The 17,893-nt window shown below is 35.0% G+C and carries 12 protein-coding genes; 4 read left to right on the top strand and 8 right to left on the bottom strand.

The features are described from left to right. The first annotated feature begins 7 nt into the window (after positions 1 to 7). Positions 8 to 2,155, top strand: a complete 2,148-nt coding sequence (locus PBT91_RS06800) for a M3 family metallopeptidase (RefSeq protein WP_443089638.1) — start codon at positions 8 to 10, stop codon at positions 2,153 to 2,155. Between the two features lie 105 nt (positions 2,156 to 2,260). Here PBT91_RS06800 and PBT91_RS06795 read toward each other — a convergent pair whose 3' ends face one another. From PBT91_RS06795 to PBT91_RS06780, 4 genes are read right to left on the bottom strand one after another with little or no spacing between them, the layout of a single operon-like run. Further along, the gene (locus tag PBT91_RS06795) at positions 2,261 to 3,601 is read right to left on the bottom strand and encodes a TolC family protein (RefSeq protein WP_270061024.1); all 1,341 of its coding nucleotides are present in this window, start codon (positions 3,599 to 3,601) and stop codon (positions 2,261 to 2,263) included. A gap of 18 nt (positions 3,602 to 3,619) precedes the next feature. Beyond that, on the bottom strand, positions 3,620 to 6,733 hold the full coding sequence (locus PBT91_RS06790; protein WP_270061023.1) for an efflux RND transporter permease subunit: 3,114 nt from the start codon (positions 6,731 to 6,733) through the stop codon (positions 3,620 to 3,622). A gap of 21 nt (positions 6,734 to 6,754) precedes the next feature. Beyond that, positions 6,755 to 7,801 (bottom strand): efflux RND transporter periplasmic adaptor subunit, encoded by a 1,047-nt coding sequence (locus PBT91_RS06785; protein ID WP_270061022.1) that lies wholly within the window; start codon positions 7,799 to 7,801, stop codon positions 6,755 to 6,757. A gap of 21 nt (positions 7,802 to 7,822) precedes the next feature. Beyond that, on the bottom strand, positions 7,823 to 8,416 hold the full coding sequence (locus tag PBT91_RS06780) for a TetR/AcrR family transcriptional regulator (protein WP_270061021.1): 594 nt from the start codon (positions 8,414 to 8,416) through the stop codon (positions 7,823 to 7,825). A gap of 562 nt (positions 8,417 to 8,978) precedes the next feature. Between PBT91_RS06780 and PBT91_RS06775 the strand changes: the two genes are divergently transcribed. From PBT91_RS06775 to PBT91_RS06765, 3 genes are all read left to right on the top strand, one after another. Then, positions 8,979 to 9,530 carry a hypothetical protein gene (locus PBT91_RS06775; protein WP_270061020.1) on the top strand — a complete coding sequence of 184 codons (552 nt, stop codon included), beginning with the start codon at positions 8,979 to 8,981 and terminating at the stop codon, positions 9,528 to 9,530. Positions 9,531 to 9,618: 88 nt separating this feature from the next. Continuing rightward, positions 9,619 to 10,107: a MarR family winged helix-turn-helix transcriptional regulator gene (locus PBT91_RS06770; RefSeq protein WP_270061019.1), complete on the top strand. Its 489-nt coding sequence runs from the start codon at positions 9,619 to 9,621 to the stop codon at positions 10,105 to 10,107. 62 nt (positions 10,108 to 10,169) lie between these two features. Next, positions 10,170 to 10,742 (top strand): pseudouridine synthase, encoded by a 573-nt coding sequence (locus PBT91_RS06765; RefSeq protein WP_270061018.1) that lies wholly within the window; start codon positions 10,170 to 10,172, stop codon positions 10,740 to 10,742. Between the two features lie 12 nt (positions 10,743 to 10,754). Here PBT91_RS06765 and PBT91_RS06760 read toward each other — a convergent pair whose 3' ends face one another. From PBT91_RS06760 to PBT91_RS06745, 4 genes are read right to left on the bottom strand one after another with little or no spacing between them, the layout of a single operon-like run. Further along, positions 10,755 to 11,327 (bottom strand): biliverdin-producing heme oxygenase, encoded by a 573-nt coding sequence (locus tag PBT91_RS06760; protein WP_270061017.1) that lies wholly within the window; start codon positions 11,325 to 11,327, stop codon positions 10,755 to 10,757. Next, a complete protein-coding gene (locus PBT91_RS06755) occupies positions 11,308 to 11,871 on the bottom strand; it encodes a response regulator (RefSeq protein ID WP_270061016.1) in 564 nt (187 codons plus the stop codon). Before PBT91_RS06755 ends, PBT91_RS06760 begins: the two co-directional genes overlap by 20 nt. 55 nt (positions 11,872 to 11,926) lie before the next feature. After that, positions 11,927 to 14,152, bottom strand: a complete 2,226-nt coding sequence (locus PBT91_RS06750; RefSeq protein WP_270061015.1) for an ATP-binding protein — start codon at positions 14,150 to 14,152, stop codon at positions 11,927 to 11,929. Then, the gene (locus PBT91_RS06745) at positions 14,153 to 17,818 is read right to left on the bottom strand and encodes a CheR family methyltransferase (RefSeq protein WP_270061014.1); all 3,666 of its coding nucleotides are present in this window, start codon (positions 17,816 to 17,818) and stop codon (positions 14,153 to 14,155) included. Between the last annotated feature and the right edge of the window lie 75 nt (positions 17,819 to 17,893).

Here is a 17,893-nt window from a genome sequence, read left to right as displayed (position 1 = left end):
AAAACGCATGAAAAGAAAGTTTACAAAAAATTTAGGTATGGCAGCAATTGTACTATTCGCTGCTTGCAAAAACGACTCCCAAAATAAAGATGATGCTATGGAAGACAATGTTATTCTTGCTGAATGGACCGGCCCTTACCAGGGAGTACCGGCTTTTGATAAAATGAAAGTTGAAATGCTGAAACCCGCAATTCTTGAAGGGATGCAGCAACATCTTGAAGAAATAGACAGTATCGCTAACAATCCTGAAGAAGCAACTTTCGAAAACACGATTATCCCTTTCGAAAAATCTGGTGAGGCGCTAGATCGCGCTTTTACATACTACGGAATTTTTAGCAGTAATCTGTCTTCTCCAGAATTTAGAGAAATTCAGAAGGAATTATCACCAAAAATATCGGAATACAGTTCTAAGATTTCACAAAATGAGAAGCTTTTCCAAAGAATCAAATCTGTTTACGACCAATCTCAAGAAACTCCGCTAGATTCAGCTGAACAACGAACCATCGATCTTATCTACAAAGATTTTGAAATGGATGGCGCTAATCTTTCCGAAGAAGATAAAAAACGTTACGCCAAAATAAATAAAGAACTCTCTGAATTATATACGAAATTTTCTAATAACGTATTGGCAGATGAAGAAGGTTACGTAACATATATCGATAGCACGCAGCTTAGCGGATTGCCAGAAAGTTTTGTAAAATCTGCTGCCAGCGCTGCAGAAGATAGAGATCATAAAGGTGAATTTGCGATTACCAACACGCGATCTTCTATGGATCCATTTTTAACCTATTCAGATGAACGTGAATTAAGAGAAAAAGTTTGGCGAACTTATTATTCTCGTGGAAATAACGGAGACGAATTTGATAATAATCAGGTGATCAAAGAAATTCTTAAACTTCGTGATGAGCGTGTTTCATTATTAGGATACGATAATTATGCGCAATGGCGTTTGCAAGATCGTATGGCTAAAGAACCAAAACAGGCAATGGAATTAATGGAAGCCGTTTGGCCTGCTGCTTTGGGTCGTGTTGAAGAAGAAGTAAAAGATATGCAGGAATTTGCCAAAAAAGAAGGCAAAGACATTACTATAGAGCCATGGGATTATCGCTATTACATGGAAAAAGTTAGAAAAGAAAAATACGATCTTGATAGCGAAGAGGTAAAACAATACCTGCAACTCGACAATCTTAAAAAAGCCATTTTTTATGTAGCAGGAGAACTGTTTAATTTCGATTTTACGCCTGTTGATACCAGTTATGTATCTGTTTTTCATCCAGATGTAACAGTTTACGAGGTTAACGATAAAACAAATGGAGAAGTCATTGGATTATGGTATTTAGATCCTTACGCTCGCCCGGGGAAACGCTCTGGTGCTTGGGCAACGACCTATCGCAGTAAGGATGAATTAAGTGGAAATAAACCGGTGTTGGCTTCTAATAATTCAAATTTCGTTAAACCTGCAAAAGGAGAACCTACGCTAGTTAGTTGGGATGATGCTGAAACTTTCTTCCATGAATTTGGGCATGCACTTCACTTTCTTTCCGCAGATATTAAATATCCTAAATTGAATAGCGGTGTAAGAGATTATACTGAATTTCAATCTCAATTATTAGAACGTTGGTTATCTACAGATGAAGTAATTAATCAGTTTCTGAGACATTATAAAACCAATGAGCCAATGCCAGAAGAATTGGTGAAAAAGATCAAAAAAGCGGCTACTTTCAATCAAGGCTTTGGTACTACCGAATTTTTGGCTTCTGCTTTAATGGATATGAAATATCATACCACAGATCCTTCTGAAATTACAGATGTGCAAGAGTTTGAAAAAGAGCAACTGGACGATCTTGGTTTACCTGAAGAAATACCTATGCGCCATCGTTCTACGCAGTTTGGTCATATTTTTTCTGGGGAAGGATATGCAGCCGGATATTATGGATATTTATGGGCAGATGTTTTAACGGCCGATGCTGCTGAAGCTTTTGCTGAAGCGCCAAACGGTTTTTATGATAAAGAAACTGCACACAAGTTGGTGAAGTTTCTATTTGCGCCTAGAAATGCCATGGATCCTGCTGAAGCTTACAAAAAGTTTAGAGGAAGAGATGCCAATATTGATGCATTAATGCGCGATCGTGGTTTCCCTGTTCCTAACAAATAAGTTATTTAATTATAACAAATAATGAAAAACCGGCTACATTTTGGTAAATGTAGCCGGTTTGTTTTTTAGCCCAAAATGGCTTCTGATTATATTTTTAAACTGAAATTAATATTCGTTTTCCTCAGATAATTCTTCCATTTCGGGAGCATCTAACTTATTATTTCTATATAAATACACGGTTTCTTTTACTTCGTATTCAGCAAAAGCATTCACTAGTTCCGTTTTAGCTTCTTGTTGTAATCGTTGGGCATCCAACAAATCGGTTAAATTATTTAAACCGCTATTGTAATTGTCACGTTGCACTTCTAGATTTTCTTCCGCATATTCTAAGTTATCTTTGGCATATTCAATTTGCTTGTATGCGTCTATTAAATCGTACCAGCTTTTTGTGATACCTACCCTAATTTGATCCTGCCCTTTCTTTAATTGATTGATGGCTATTTTCTCTTCAATTTTTCGCTGCTTTACTTGTTGTTTTTCTTTACCCCACCAAGCTGAAATAGGAATTCGCACGAGTCCAAAGGCTAATGGTTGAATATCGGAATCTAAACCGGTATTAAAAGTACCATATTTACTGGCATTTACTCCTACAGATATTTGCGGCAACTGGCTGGCTTGTGCCATTTTAGTTTGTAGTTTAGAGGCTTGAATTTGCTCGTCTAATAATTGATAATTTTTATTTTCTGAAACATTTACCGTATGCTCATATTTCAGTTCTGGTGGTATTACTTGGTGTAAGGTGTCTACAGCAACTTGGGTAGTATCGTAATCTAAACCAGTGTACACGGCCAAATCTAGCAAAGATAATTTCCGCATATTGGCTAATTTGCTTTCCTTAAGTAAAACCTTACTTCTATTTACTTTTACTTGTAGTAATTGATTTTTAGCAATTAATCCGGCTTCTAATAAATCTTGTTGTTGTGCTAATAATTCAGAAAGATACAATTTGGCGGCATCCACTACTTTTTGCTGTTCTTGTAATTGTACCAATTGCCAGTATTTTTTTTCGGTGGTTAGAATAACAGAGTCAACAGACTGTTCTGCCCGAATTTGATTGGCGTTTACTTGTATTTCTGCTAATTTGTTGGCGTTTCTTACTTTTCCGCCGGCAAAAACCACTTCAGATGCGGTGGCCGAAGCTAAATATACATTATCGATTTCCGGTATTCCTAATAAAGCAATAGGATCTATAAAATTGTCGAAGGCATACACCGTTCCGCCTAAAGCTTCCACCGTAGGAAAGTAATTGGCCAAGGCTTCTTGTTTTTGTGCGTTAGCTTTTTCTATACGTAAATTTCCATTTTTAATATCGTGGCTATATTGTAAAGCTGCTTTCTTAGCTTTTTCTAGCGTGATATAATTTTCTTGTGCATTTGCTGTAATAGCTACCGTGAATAGTGCAAAAATGCCAAGCTTTTTTAAATATGCTGAAAAATTAGTGTTCATTTCTTTTCAATTTGAATATTAAGCTTCTTCGGTTTTATTTTCATCTTCTTTTTCTTCGTTTCTAAAGAACATCCAATATAAAACAGGTAAAACATACAGCGTTAGTACCATAGAAATCATTAACCCGAAGGCGATAACAGTTCCTAAAGGTCCCCAAAGAGTAGACCTACTAATAATCATAGGAATCACACCTACCGCTGCTGCTGAAGAGGTTAAAAAGATGGGGCGCATTCTACGTTGCGCTGCCATTATTGAAGCTTCTTTAACGCTATAATTCTCTTCGTACCGAAGTTCATCAGCAAAATCTATTAAAATAATACCGTTTCTTACTACAATTCCGCACAAGGCTAAAATCCCAAGGAACGAGGTAAAACCAAACGGGTATTGCATCAGCATTAAGCCTAATGCGGCTCCTAAAATACTTAACGGCATCGTAATAAAACTCAACGTTGCATGTTTTATCGATTTAAAATGCCAGATTAAAATCAAGAAAATGACTAATACACTAATGGAAAGTGAAATGCCCATCGGAACCAAATTTTCTTGTTGCATCTCGTATTCACCACCATAATCTACTCGAATGGTATCGGGAATATTTAGTTTCTTGATTTTTGGCCTAAGTTTTTCTAATACCACATTGGCAACGGCACCTTTGGTAATATCTACCCGAACGGTTAAACAACGCATTCCGTTACGGTGGGTAATTTGTTCTTCTTCCCAACCGGGTTTTACATTGGCTACTTGCCGAAGCGGAATCATACTTTGGGTTTTTGCAGAAAGTATCGAAAGTTCTCTTAAATCGGCTACGGTTTGTGCTTTGTTATTTTCGGCTTTAATTTTTACCTGAATGGCATAATCTTCATCGTACACTTTGGTAGCATTTAAACCTTCCATATACATCGCCACCGTATTGGCAATATTTTCTTTACTTAAGCCAACTTGTGCCGCTTCATCTTTTTTAATATCGATGTTAATGGTAGACTGTTTTTCGCCAAAATTGGTTCTCGACCAAATGGTTTCTGGGGTTTGCCGTGCTAAATTAATAATGCTATCGCCATAGGTACGCAATTGCTCAATATCGTTTCCAAAAAGGCGAACTTCTATAGGTGCCGGTTTATTTACCATATTTAGCTGTTTCATTCGTAAATAGGCGTTCGGAAATATATCGGCATAATGCTTATCATAATCTTTTAATACTTCTTCGGTTGCATCTTCAGAAGCTGTGGTGATTAAAATTTGAGCATAATTTTTAGCCGGTAAATTAGGTGCGTAAACCATATGGAAACGTGGCGAACTTTCTCCAATAAAACTGGTGTAATTCAGTACGCGTTCGTCATCTTTTAAAACTTCTTTTTCAAACTTTTTAACCACTTTGGCCGTTTCCTCTAAATTGCTGCCTTTGGCTAAATACACTTCAACTGCAAACTGGTTTCGTTCAATAACCGGGAATAATTCTTGAGTTAAGCTTGAAAATAAAATGATTCCTAAAACTACAGAAGCAATTCCTACGGCTAAGGTGATTTTAGCGTGTTTCATTGCTTTTTGTATAGAAGAATTGAAAAAGTTTTGTAACCGATCTAACATGGATTTTTTATCTTTTTTCTTCTCTTTTTTAACGTCGTGAAGCCCTCTTTTAATAAAAATAGTATTGAAAAAAGGCACAATTAACACAGATATGGCTAAGGATAAAAACAGCGCAATCATAATAGTGAAGGGGAACGTGCTTAAAAAGTCTTTCGCCGTACCGCTTAAGAAAAAGATAAGCGGTAAAAAGGTAGCGGTAATAGCTAAGGTAGCCGTAAATACAGACGGGAATAATTGTAACGCACTGTGGTAGGCTGCCTTCCAAATCGATTCGCCTTCGTCTAATTTTTCTACGTGATTATCGATAATCACAATAGGATCGTCTACCACAATTCCCAGCACAATAATAAGTGCCGCCAGCGTTACGGTATTTAATTCCATACCCAACATATACATAACGGCTAATGTTGCTGAAATGGTAATCGGGATAGTGGCAGCGGCAACCGAAGCTACACGAAACGGCAATAAAAACAGCGCTACTAAAATTACTCCTACCAAGGCGTAACCAAATTCTTTCATAAAATGGCCAATAGCGCTATGCACCACATCCGGCTGATCGGCTATTTTATGAATTTCGATATCTTGTGGGAGTTGTTGCTCGATGCTGGTTAAGCGTTCTTCAATTTGTTTTCCGAATTGTACGATGTTATTTCCTTTGGCCATTTCTAAGGTAATAATCATCGCTTTGGTTCCGTTAGAAGTGGTAAAAGCGTCCGGATCTTCATATTCTCGCTTTACTTCAGCTACATCTTTTACCCGAATTACACTGCCGTCTTCTCCGGTACGTACAATTTGGTTGGCCACATCGGTTTCATCTTTAATAAAAGTATCAATATGAATAGGTCGATCAAATTTTTGCTGCTCTAAAGTTCCTCCCGGATTTATGGAACCTTGATCTTGTAAACTTTGCATTAGCATTCCCGGACTAATGCCGTAGGTTGCTAATTTATTCTGATCGGCATACACAGCGATTTGTTCGGTTAATCCACCATCGTGACTTATTTTTGCTACCTTTTCTAGCTGGCGAAGATTGTCTTCAATATCTTCTACGTGGCGTTGTAAATCTTTATAGGGTCGGTTTTGAGATTGCACCGCTAAAATCATAGCCGCGGTATTTCCAAACTCGCTATTCACTATAATTCCGCGAACGCCTTTGGGTAATTTTTGTTGCTGAAAAACGAGTAAACCATTTTTAAGTTTATTCCAAAACTGCTCGGTAGCATCTTCATCTACTCGGTTAGCAACTTCAACGTACATATACATTTTCCCGTCTTGGGAATAGGAGTAGGTTTTGGTTTTATCAACTTCGTTAAAACTAAACAGGTATTCTTCAACTTTAGTTGTCAATTGTTGTTCTACTTCTTCAGAATTGGCTCCCGGATAATACCCAATTAATAATCCTTGGCGAATGGTAAAATCCGGAAATTCGTTACGTGGCATATTAAACAAACCAATAAGCCCGATAATTACCAAAAGTGCGGCAACCGCAAGCGGAAACGATTTGTTTTTCATAGCCCATTCTATAATAGAGCTGTTATCTTTTTTCATAATCTACACGAACTTTTTAGCTTATTTAGCTATTTTTATGGGAGTATTGTCGGTTAATTTATGATAGCCGGAAGTAATTACTTGATCGTTATTTTGTAATCCTGAGGTAATTGCAATACCGTTATTGTACAATTTTCCGGTAGTAACCATTTGTCGTTTTGCTTTGCCATTTTGTACGATATACACAAAATTTTCGCCATTTTCGGTTACCGAAACTACTTCAACCGGTAACACAATTGACGTGTTTTTTGAGGTTTCATTTTTATCGAAATCGAGCATAGCAGCGCAAGACATACCGGGTTTTATTTTTCGATCGGGGTTATTGATTGTGATTTGTGCTATGTAAACCGGATTTTGTTGGTTAGACTGAATAGAAATTTCAGAAACCTGTCCATGAACTATTTCATTATCTAAAGCATTGATTTTTACTTTAGCGCTATCGCCATTTTTTAGCTGATTCACTTCTTCATCCGGAATAGGAATGGCAGCTTTAACCTTGTTGATATCTAATAACTGAAAAACCGGACGCCCGGGGCTTGCTAAATCTCCGGCTTCCATAATTTTAGCACCAATATATCCGCTGGTAGGTGCGTATAATTTACTATGCTTTACGTTTTGGTATACGGCATTTGCTGCAGCTTTTGCCTGTTGGTATTTAGAGCGCGCTTCAATCATTTTAATTTCAGCAATACTTCCTTTTAAATACACTTCGTTAATACGCTCGTAGTTCTCTTTAGCTAATTCTGCCTGAGCTTTTTTTGCCTGGTATTTTTCTTTATAAGCGGTGGCATCAACTTCGGCTAATAATTCACCTTTCTGAACAAAATCGCCCATATCGGCTTTTAAATATTCAATAGTTCCACCTATTTGAAAGCTTACATTTATTTTTTTATTGGCTATAATTTTACCGGTAAAACCAATGTCCTGATTTTGTTGAGCTGAACTTGGGTTACCAATCGTCATCGTTTTTACCTCGATAGGTTGAATAGGAGTCGATTTTTTTTCTTCACCACAGCTTATGGCCAGAAAAATGCTAAAGACTAGCAAAGTGAAACGAATAGTGCGCATAGTTTTAAGGTTTAAAAAGTATTAGTGTTGAAGTCCTTTTATAATAAGTTGATTAATCCAATCTAAACGATCGAACATATCGTTTGAATAGCGTTGATATAAGAAAATTTCTTTTTCAAGACTATCGGTTGCCGTCACAATAGCTAGGGCTAAAAAATTTAAATCGGCCTTAGGTACCGAAGTAATTTCTTCTTTTTCGATAGCCCACGTGAGGCAGTTCTCGATAATTGAAACTTCTTCTGCCCGAATTTCATATAATAACTGAAACAAAAAACTGGTGTTTTCTTTTAAATCGCTTAATAGATATTGGTAAGTCTCTGAAAGTTTGATAAGATGTTCAAGCTTAATCTTTCTGTATTTAGAAAGATTTTCTTTGATGGTAAATTCATGAGAAATCTCAGTTGAAGTTTCTAGAATTCTGCTTTCATATTCATTTTTCACAAAAGCCTCAAAAACCTCATTTTTATTTTTAAAATAATAATATAAAGTACTTCTGCCTTTACCGGAAGCTTTGGCAATATGATCCATCGTGGCTTTTTTAAAACCGTATTTTTTAAATACCGTTTTAGAAGCGTCTATAATCTGTTTTTTTACAAAGTCTTCTTTGGATTCCATTTTCGACAAAAAATTAAAATATGTCTAATTTTAGACAAAAATACGCATTTAGTTGAAAAATGAATTTAGCGCTCATGCTAAAACATTATTAAAATTTTTGAGTGGAAATTGAAATCAAATGATCTTAGGCTTACTTGAAATTTAAAAGATTTTCTCACGAGGATGTCAAAATTAGATTCCTTATCATCCTGCTAGTAATTAAAAGTCTGAAGACTTCAAATGAGCTGTTTTTAGATCTCGGATCTGAGTTGAAGAATTTTGATCAAAAAATTTCGATAGCTATTATTAATCAAGAAACCAGCCCCATTTCCCTTAATTCACAAGATTCTCAAAATTTAGATAATAACAATATTTTAAGGTATCATCAAAATTAAGATGAAACATCACCTATTAATTATCACAATGTCAATATAAGCTCGAATATTAAATAATAGTTAAATCGAAATAACAATGTAAGCTCTTACGTATATTTTTAACTAATTTTGCGTAAGCACTTACGCTTTATTTAATTAAAGTAAATTTTACCCAGAAATTTGACAGACAATTTTTAAACAGATGAGTTATGATCTTAGAAAGAAAAAACAACTTAGCACTAGATATTAAAGAACTCAATGCAATGGATTTAAACAACATTGCATCTATGTTTCTACCTAAAACATCTCATATTGCTCAAAATAATGAACAAGCAGAACCATACGTAGGTAAATTATTAACCTTTTTAAGCGCAGAGCTTAACCTGGAGCAGAAAAAAACACAAAATTATCATTTGCTTTGGTCTCGTAAAGAAGAAACCATTGGCTTTGTAAGTGTAACAAATATTACCCAAGGTAGAGAAGCTAAGATTAAATTTACTTTGTTTGAACATGTTAACCTGAGTAAAGAGGAAAGTGAAAATAGTATAATATCTTCTGTAGAAAGAGTATTCGAGAAGTTCAATTTACAGCGTTTAATTGTAACTATTGATACTGAGAATGAAAATCAACCTGAGAAAGATTTGCTGAGTCTTTACAAATATTATCCTATTGGTCTTTTACATCTTGAAGGATCTAAAAAAGATTTTGTAATTCTTAAGGATGATAAAAACAGTTCAACAAAACCATTCTATTTTTTATAGAATTAAATAAATTTTAATGGGACTATCTATTTTCTTTAATAAACCTGTGTAAGTGCTTACTTTTACTGCTAGTTTTTAATTTAACTATATGGATGACGATTTTTTAGTGGAAATGGGTTATGCAGGTTTAACTGGCAGATTGAAACGACTTAGCGATTCCTTTTTATATTCAACACGCCAGTTTTATCGTGATAATGGTCTTGAAATTGAACCAAATTGGCATATGATTTTTCTTCTGTTAGAAAAACATGAGCGATTAACCGTTATGGAAATTGCCGAAAAACTACACCTCTCCCACCCTGCAATAGTGCAGCTGGTTGATAAAATGAAGAAAAAAGGATATATCAATTCAGTTAAAGATCCTAAAGATAAAAGGAAACACTTACTTCGGCTTTCAAAAAAGGCGCGACTTAAATTGCCCGAAATGCAGCGACATTGGGATGCTGGTGATAAAGCTGTAAAAGAAATAATGAATCATAGCAAAGCGATTTTCGATCACCTAGCCATTCTTGAAAAGAATATAGAGCAAGCTGATTTTAATGAGCGCTCAAAAAAGTACCTCAACAAAACTGAGTAAGCTTTTACTCTTTTAAATTTTCTAAGCAAGATTGTCTATTTTCGTCTCAGAAAATATTTTTTATGCACCGGTATTTTAAAATCTACAAACCTTACGGCTATCTCAGTCAGTTTATCACCAACGAAAAACCTAGAAAAAAGAAAAAGTTGCTGGGTGAACTTGGCGATTTTCCGGAAGAAACGATGGCAGTAGGAAGATTAGATCAGGATTCTGAAGGTTTGTTGTTTCTTACTACCGATGGTAAAGAAAGCGCTAGAATTACCGGTGGTGGTGTAGAAAAAGAATACTATGTACAGGTTGATGGAGATATTACTGAAAAAGCGGTTGAATTATTACAGCATGGTGTAGAAATAAGTATAAATGGTACAAAGTATGAGACACTCCCTTGTAAAGCTTTCAAATTAGAAAAGCGTCCTGTTTTTCCTGAGCGTGCGAAGAAAATTAGAGATGAAAGACACGGTCCAACAAGTTGGGTTTCGATAACCCTAACGGAAGGAAAATTCCGGCAGGTAAAAAAGATGACCGCAGTGGTTGGCTTTCCTACGCTCCGTTTAGTTCGAGTTCGCATAGGCAACGAAAAACTAAACCAAATGGATAGTGGTGAAGTTATTGAACTTTCTAAATTTAATTGTTGAAAATAATATCAACTAAAAATTGTACTGGTTTAACGGATTGTAATTAAAAACTTTTCCAAAAAAACGGAAGGTTTCCTGAGCCTTTGCCGTAGCTATTTGAATTTCTTCTTCTGTAAATTCTTTCGAGCTGACTTCTTTCATAAATTGTTTCCAGCCTTCCACATTTTTTCTGTCCCCATTAAAAAAATGATGCTGAGAAATATCTTTTAAATGCTCGCAATGCTGAAGTTCTTTTGCAATGAGCATACCGCCCATTGCCGAACCTTCTAGAACATAAGAAGCTCCCAGAGCTTCAATCTTATCCCTACAATAAAAATCGTTTTTAAAATAGCTCAAAGCAGTTTCAAACTCTACACCAAGCATCTTTAAATCTATAGCCAATCGCTCACTTTTATCAGTAGAAAAATTAGGGTAAAACTGTTTTATTTCATCTTCAACAATACGATATGCTAAGAAATTTTGAAGCAGTAGCGTCCTATATTCTTCTAGGGTAATGGCATGATCCATAATTAGACTCGCAGCGTTATCGCTTTCAATCTCCTTATGTAAATCTGATGTTTCTTTTCTAAGCGTTTCTAACATCATTATCTAAAGTGATATTATCTATATTTTCTCTAATCTTACTAATATTAAGACGTTGCTCGTCATTTTCAGCATTAATCTCATCTAAGTATTGATAGATTTGATTTACTGCTATTTTATTTCTTCTAATTTTCTCTCGTAACTCTTCCTGCTCCAGCATATTGAAGACTACTTTTTTAAGCAGTGGTTTCAATTTTTCACTTAAGTTCTTCATATTTTTCTTTAATATGAAGCCTGAAGCTCCAGCGAGAATAGTATTTGCGGCAAGCTCATCATCGTCGATAGTTCCTGTCACAAATATAAAAGGAAGACTATCATCAAAATTCTTAGTTAACTTAAGGATATCTAGCCCGGTACAAGTAGGTAGATTATAATCTGATAGTATTACATCTGGAACAAAATTATGAAGCTTATTCTTACAATCTTCTACATTATCTACTACCTCAATTTCAGGATTTTCAACAATTTTATTAATCTGCATCGTAATTAACTCTGCATCAACCTCATAATCCTCTACTAATAAAATTTTTAGCGCCGTCGTAATCATCTAATAAATTTGGTTTATTTACGTGGGAAAAATACAAAATAGATTTCAATAAATTCTATTCATCAAAATCTGGCAAAATAAAATAAAAAACAGATCCTTTGCCCGGTTCGGTTTCTACCCATAATTGCCCATTATGCTTGTCTACTACTTTTTTTGCAATAGAAAGACCAATTCCCGTTCCCAGGTAGTCTTTGGAAGCAACTCTGGAGAATAATTTGAAAATCTTCTCTTTATATTTAGGATCAAAACCTACACCATTATCTTTAATAAAATAAACATTTTGCTCTTTCTTCTTAAAAAATCCTATCTCTATTTCAGGAAGCTCTTCTTTACTACTATATTTTAAAGCATTGCTTATTAAATTATTGATCAGTTGGGAAATCATGCGGCGATCACCAACAGCTTTGGGTAAATTTTCATCAATTTTAATGATCGTACCAGGATAATTATTTTCAGCGTTTTGTGCTTCAATCGCGTTAGTAACAATTTGCTTTATCGATAACAATTGTTTAGATAATTTTGTTTGCCCTACTTTGGAATATGACAAAATATCATCGATCATTATATCCATTTCTCCAGCCGATTTTACGATAGTTTTTACCGCCTTTTGGCTATAGTCGTCCAAGCGATCCCAATAATGATCTTGTAATATCCTAGCATAACCGTCTATCCCCCTTAGAGGTGCTCTTAAATCGTGAGAGACACTATAACTAAACGTTTCCAGTTCTTTATTTGCTTCTACTAGCCTACTATTAAGTGAATAAATTTCGTCCTTTTGCTTTTTAACTAAAATATGGATTATATTTTCGCACAAACTACTTACAGCCTCAAGATCATAATCTGCCCATGGCTTGGCTATTCCAGAAACTTTTTCTGCCCAACGCTCAAACGACTTGCGCGGGGTAAGATATTCGATTCCGTTTTTTATGAATCCTTTTTTTTGTGGGTTTCCGCCCCAGCTTACCGTTTCTTTAGCCTCTGGTCTAAACCAAATTATATAATCACCTTCCTCATTACCAAATCGCGCACTAAGAATTCCTGAGGCTTTCGATTTAAATTTACTCGCTTCAGGATATAAATTAGACAAGGACTTAGAAGAAAAGTAAGTTCCTTTATTAACTAAAAAATGATCACATAATTTTGCAATTTCTTTTTTCTCTGGGGTTTCACCACAAGTATATACTTCTCCGTCTTTAACAATTGCACCGCCACCGCAATCTAATATATCAACAAAAGTTGGATCAAAATTGCAAAGTGCATGTACTATATTATTAATCGACGTCATCTGCAAAACTAATTTTTTGCGGATCTCATCTGATGCTGAAGTTTTGACTAAGAATAAATTAGTTGTTTTTAAAGCAAGTTTGTTCGAAAAAACCTGAGTTAAAAATAAACAAGATTGTCTTTGATGGTAATTTATAAATTTTGGTGTAGCATGGTGACATGCCACCAATCCCCATAATTCTCCATTCAGAATAATGGCAGCAGTTAAAGAAGCACCAACTCCCATATTTTGAAGGTATTCTATATGAATTGGAGAAACCGCTCGTAATTCTGAACTAGATATATCTGAAGCTTGTCCCGTAATCGGAGAGATTTCAGGAATTATCGGTGAGGCTTTATAATTTACATCACTTATTATACGAACACCCTGCTTCATGAAAATATCACGAGCAGGTTTAGGAATATCGGTTGCAGGATAATGTAGACCCAGCCAACTTTCTAATTGCGGCTCTTTAACCTCAGCTACGACTTCTCCATTCCAATCTTCGTCAAATTTATAAATCATAACGCGATCATAATCGAAAAGATATTTAACAAGCATGGCAGCTTGTTGGCACATATCGTTTACAGAACCGCTATCATTTAGCTCTGCTAAAATTTTAGTTAGTTGTTCTTGAAAACCAACTGGATCCAACGATTTTCCCGAGGGCTCTATATCCAGGATCAAGAAATCTTTTGATATAGAAGGAATGCTTAAAAATTTTTGATTACCTATTTTAAACTTCTTTGGAAGTAGGCTCTCATTATTTTTTAATTTTCTTTTAAAAGATTTAGCTACTTTTTTGGGTAAAACCTCTATTAAAGGCGCTCCTAAAATCGTTGCAAGATCAATCCCAAAAATACTTTCTACATTAGCACTGCATTGAGAAACACTTAAGGTATTAAGATCACAAATCATGATAACCCCATGTTCTTGTGCTTTTCCTATAATATGTATAGGTTCCCTATCGCAATTAGTAAGTGTTATTTCCTGCTCGCTATATGCGCCTGTCGCCATTTATTTTGCTTTAATTTTAAAATAAAAAGTACTTCCCACTCCTGGTTGGCTATCCACCCAGATTGTTCCTCCGTGAAGTATTACTATTTTATGAACATGTGCAAGTCCCACACCAGTACCTTCGTATTTTTCTTCTGTAGGAACTCTGTTAAATATGGTAAATATATTTTTCTGATCTTCTTCTGAAATTCCAATACCATTATCCATTACAGAAAATACCCAATATTCATTTTCTTGATAAGATGAAATTCGAACTTCTGGAGTTTTATCTTTAGCGCAATACTTTAAAGCGTTACTTAACAGATTTTGGAAAAGCAATCGCATTTCTACCTCATACACCTTCAATTTTGGTAAACTACCAATATGAACTTTTGCATTAGTATCTTTTATTCTTTTGGTTAAATCATACTTCACAACCTCGGCAAGTTCTCTGGTATCAACCATTTTTTTCTTGGTATTTCTACCAATTCTTGAATGTTCTAGTAAGGCTTTTATCTGCGCTGATAATCGATCGGAAGCCTCGTCTATATACTTTATGTAGTCTTTACCTTTTTGATCTAACTTATCGGAATAGATTTTACCAAGAATATCACTTCCAAATTTAATTGTACTCAAAGGCTCCTGAAGATCGTGGGAACAAATAGAAACAAACTGCTCTAGATCATGATTGGCTCTTTGAAGATCTTTCTTTTGTTGCTCTAGTTCATCCTGCACTGTTTTCAATTCAGAAATATCTACACATGTAAAGCGATTAGTGATCCCATTACCGTTTTCATCCAGTTCTACAGTAGAATTCATGATTACAGGAACAACACGACCATTTTTAGTGACCATCTCCTGCTCTACATTTTTAAGTTCTCCTTTTTCCTGAAATAATTTATTAAGGCGTAATGCACGTAGTTTAGATTCGTCTTCATAAAGCTCGAAGATTGGCTTACCGATAATATCCTCTTTAGAATCATATTCTAGCTTTTCAACAGCTTCTTGATTACATTGAACAATTTCTGAAGTTTTTGGATCTACACTAAAGTGTAATACAGGATCTTCCTCGTAAAACGATTTGAATCTTCGCTCACTAGCAAGTAGTTTATTTTTAGCTTTTTGAAGTGATTCTATATCTACAAAAGTAATTACAATCCCTTCTGTATTATCTTCACCATTTCTAAATGGAGAAATTCGCTGTAGGTAATTTCTTCCTTCTTTAGAAAGAATATTACGCTCTAATGTTTTATTGGTTTCCATCACCTTATGGCAACGATCTACAAGGCCTTTTCCCCTATTAACACCAAAGTTGGTTGTAAAGTTGTCGATAGGCCGTCCTACATCAGCGTTTATAAGACTAAAATGTTTTTTTATTGCCGGAGTAAACTTTCTAATTCGTAAATCGCTATCTAAGAAAATAGTACCAATATTCGTACTTTCCAGAAGGTTATTCATATCAGCATTAAGCTGAGCTAAATCATCCATTTTCTGAATATTTTCAGCATTAACGGTATTAATCTCTTCGTTAACGCTTTGTAGCTCTTCATTGGTACTCTGTAATTCTTCATTAGAGGCTAATAACTCTTCATTGGCAGCTTGCAGTTCTTCGTTACTGGTTTCTATCTCTTCTAAAGAAGTTTGGAGTTCCTCTTTTGTTCTTCTTAGTTCCTCTTCAAGTTCAACAATATATTCTTGAGTTCTACCACTAATAGTAATTTGTTCAACCTCAATAGTATCTTCCTCTTTTACTTCTTTTTCAATAAAAGTAAGCACAAAATTATTTTCGTTATCAAGATTTTTAGGCTTAAATGGCTTAACTACGATATCCATTTTTATAAGCCTATCTTCTCCTTCTTTAACGATTGCATCGTGATATACAACTCTTTTATTTTCTTTCGCTGCTTTTTTTGTAGTGGACTGCACCACATGCTTAAGGTCTTTATTAAGCATTTCGATCAGGTTTGTAGTAAAACCTGAAATTGGTAAGTTGGCGTATTTTCTAAATTCACCAACAGCTTCCATTATATTAAATTCAGAATCTACGTATACACTCGCAGCTCCAAATTGTTCCATAATAGCATCATTAAGTTCTTTTACAAACTTCTGCTTACTATTATTATAGTTACGATTATCTCTGCTTTTAGGTGCTCTTTTATATTCCTCCTCTCGCTCTGAGTGATTTCTTCCGGTAGTCGATTTCAGACTTCGAGTTCTAATTCTGGATCTAGGATGTACATTCCTAAAAATTTTCCACTTTCTGCTAATATCTTCAAAGGACTCTCTGTGAGAAGTCACTGTTTCGCTGGTGCCTAAAACTAAAAACCCATATTCTTTAAGCGAATAATGTAACACATCCATTGTTTTCTTTTGAATAGATGCCTGGAAATATATCAATAGATTACGGCAAAATACCGCATCCATATTACTAAAAGGTGGATTCTTTATAATATTATGTTTAGAAAAAATCACCATACGGCGAATTTTCTCTACGATTTGGTAGCCTTCCGGTTTTTTTACGAAAAACTTTTTTAGAAATTTATCCTCAACATTTGCAACAACACTTTCAGAATAAATCCCAGCACTACCAATATCAAGATGTTCCTGAGAAATATCTGTTGCAAAAATTTTAACTTCCAACACTTTATCCTGGCGCTGCATTTCTTCATGAATAAGCATTGCTAAGGAATATGCTTCTTCTCCCGTGCTACATCCAACATCCCATATTTTAAGGACATCGTTATTTGATTTACTTTCAACAAGTTCTGGAATAATATCATCTGCAACAATTTCCCAAACCCGTTCATCTCTAAAAAAGTTGGTGACACCAATTAAGAATTCACGATAAAGCATAGGTATCTCTTCATCGTTATTTAATAGCATGTCGTAATACTCTTCTAAACTACTGCAACTGCAAACATTTACACGTCTAGCTACCCTTCTTGCTAATGTAGAATACTTATATTCTCTAAAATCAAGCCCAGTTTTTTCATCAATCAAACTCAATATTTTAGAAAGCGTTTTTTGATCAAATTCTACATCATGATTTTCAATATCAAAAATTAAAGGGGCATTTATAAATTTTCTAAGCTCTTCCCCCATTTCTTCTGCAGGTAGAATGTAATCTACTAATCCAGTTTGGATGGCGCTTTTAGGCATTCCATCAAATTTGGATTGATTGGGATCTTGCACCATTACCATCCCATCATTGCCTTTAATCGCTCTAATGCCTCTGGTTCCATCACTCCCCGTACCGCTAAGAATAATTGCTACCGCTCTGTTCTTTTTATAGCGTGAAAGCGATTCCATAAACATATCTATGGGTAGATTAAGATGTGCTCTTTCTGGTTTTTTCACCAATTTAAGTTTCCCGTCTTCTATCAAAAGATTAGATTTTGGCGGAATAAGATAAATAGTTTTATCTTCTATGGTGATACCGTCCTGAATCTGTTTTATAGGCAGATTTGTAAATTTTTCAAGCAATTCTCCCATCATACTCTTATGATCGGGTGATAGATGCTGAATTACAATATAGGTGTTATTGTCCTCTTCCGGTAAGCCACCGAAAAAAGCTTTTAAAGCTTCTAGTCCCCCAGCACTTGCTCCAACAGCAATAATCCTGGATTCTACATCTTTACTATTAATCTGCTTTACTTTTTGCGTCGTTAGTTTGTTATTTCTAGTCATTAAAATTTATGAGCAGTAGTTTACACGTGTAAATGTCAAATATATCGGATTAATTGCATTTGTAATAATACAAAA

The sequence above is a fragment of the Zunongwangia sp. HGR-M22 genome (assembly GCF_027594425.1).
Taxonomy (GTDB): Bacteria; Bacteroidota; Bacteroidia; order Flavobacteriales; family Flavobacteriaceae; genus Zunongwangia.
The sequence above is the reverse complement of the archived record's forward strand: the minus strand, read 5'-3'. Positions and strand labels throughout refer to the sequence as shown.